At 56.9% G+C, this 2,217-nt stretch carries 1 protein-coding gene; it reads left to right on the top strand.

Annotated features, from left to right (window positions below; genetic code table 11):
* Positions 1 to 1,118: alpha-amylase family glycosyl hydrolase (locus ACOVRA_RS04810; protein WP_421719310.1), on the top strand; the 1,118-nt coding region annotated here is incomplete at its 5' end.
* Positions 1,119 to 2,217: the final 1,099 nt, after the last annotated feature.

Genomic DNA, 2,217 nt, shown 5'->3' with positions numbered 1-2,217 from the left:
AGAAGCTGGCAGCTGGCCTGCATGACAAGGGCATGCGCCTCGTCCTCGATGGCGTGCTCAACCATATGGGGCGCAACTCGCCGCAGTTTCAGGATGCGCTGAAAAACCCAAATAGCCCCTATCGCGATTGGTATTTCATCGGTCCCGAATACAAAATGGGCTATCGCGGCTGGTGGGATATTGCCAATCTGCCGGATGTGAAATGGGAAAGCCCAGCCGTCCAAGCCCGCCTCTATGGCGATCCGGACTCGGTTATCCAAGGCTGGTTGCGCGATGGCGTTGATGGCTGGCGCTTGGATGTGGCCTATGACATTGGCTTTAAATTCTTGGGCGATGCCACCAAAGCCGCCCACCGCGCCAAGCCCGGTTCTTTGATGTTGGGCGAGATTTATAATTATCCCGAACAATGGCTTGGCCCGATGGACGGGATGTTGAACATCACCGCTGGCGAAGTGATTTATGAACTCGTCGATGGCAAAGTCTCGGGCCGTCAGGCGGCTTCCATTCTCGAACGCATGGTTGAAGATAGTGATTATGAAGGCCTGTTGCGCTCATGGATCGTGCTCGACAATCATGATCGGCCCCGTTTGGCCAATCGTTTGCCCGATCTCGCAAACCGGCGGATGGCGCAAGTGCTTCAATTCACCCTGCCCGGTTCGCCTAACCTATACTATGGGGTCGAAGTAGGCCTTGAGGGTGCGGACGACCCAATGAACCGCGCACCGATGGATTGGTCGAAAGCCAACGACAGCCATCCAGAATTCGTCTGGTTGCGCCAGTTAACTGGCCTGCGCAAAGAGATGCGCGCCCTCCGTATTGGCGAATTCCGCCGCCTCGACACCGAAACCATTCTGGCCTTCACCCGCTATACGGATAAAGTGGGTGAGCTGGCGGTGGTACTGGTCAATCCAACCGATGCACCTGTTTCGGAATTCATTTCGGTTCGCGATTCAAAGCTCATGAATAATGAGGCTTTGAAGGACGTCTTCTCTGGCTATCAAACCCGCCTACGCGCCGGCCTCATCCGCGTCGAAGTCCCCGCCAATACGGCCATGATCCTGCGCCCCGTGTTGCAAGACCCAGCCAAGGAATATACGGCCTATAAGCGGGTGCAATAGGGGTAGGTTCTTTCACGCCCATCAAAAGCTGTCACTCCCGATGGCGTCAGCTAATCGGTGACCTTGTGCCGCAAAGTCCTTGAGGGTCCCCGCTCTGCGGCACGGGATAAAGGACCGCGCAACAAGAGTTGCGCATCTGTACGCGCTGACATGCGCAACTGCTGTTGCGCGATCCATTTGTTGGGCTTTCTATCTGGAAGCGTTTTGGTGCCCCTTCCGGTCCACCAAACCGCTAACGAAATTGTTTCTGCGACATCTGGGTAGTCAAGTGTCCGTTTTCTCTGAAAACGGATCGCTTAGCGACGCAGCAAAGCTGCGCACTTGACGACCCAGATGTCGCGCCCATCCTTGATCATCCATTTTGGTGGAACGTAGGTTGCACCAAAATAGGTCCAGATGGAAAAGCCCCTTCAGTCCGCTTCGCGGCCAGCTTCCCCATTAATGGGGAAGCGGCGTGTCCCAACTGCCGCCGCCGCCGCTTCCCCGCTCGCGGGGTTTCGGCGCATGCGCCGATGTCCGCCGAAGGCGGTGAAGGGGAACGCGCAACAAAAGTTGCGCATCGGTGCGCGTTGAGAGGCGCAGCTCGTGCTGCGCGGTCCTTTGCAGGGACAAATAAAAACTTATCCCCCACCCATCAAACACGCAGTAACCTCTCCCCATCTCCAACGAGAGGGCGTTGTTGCTGCAGCGGCGACACCGGTTGGGGATGGTAAGCGGGATTAATCGAGGTTGAAGTGGCGACCTCGTGTTTCATTGGGATTAGCTGTCCTGATGCCCGAGTGTGCTTGTGCCCGACTGCCGTGTGAAGCCCTTGGTCAAGAACTTAGGCGATGCCTTTGAGACACCTTGGGGAAGCCTTATGTATTTTTAGGAGCGCAAGCTTCTAGGATGAGGCCTTTACGTACTAGGCGGGGGAAGAACCAAACCACAAGGTGGCCTCGTTACCCACCCCGAGCACACACACTTATTCAGCCGGGGCGCACGGTTTGCGTCGTATTCCGGGCCAGTCCGTTAATCTGGCCCACCTCATTTGGCGCATCCCAAGCGCCCCGGCCCCTCACTCAGCCGCACCCCCGGTGGTTTTCCACGCGGGGCTATG

The sequence above is a fragment of the Aquidulcibacter sp. genome (genome assembly GCF_049239865.1).
Classification (GTDB): Bacteria; Pseudomonadota; Alphaproteobacteria; order Caulobacterales; family Aquidulcibacteraceae; genus Aquidulcibacter.
The sequence above is the reverse complement of the archived record's forward strand: the minus strand, read 5'-3'. Positions and strand labels throughout refer to the sequence as shown.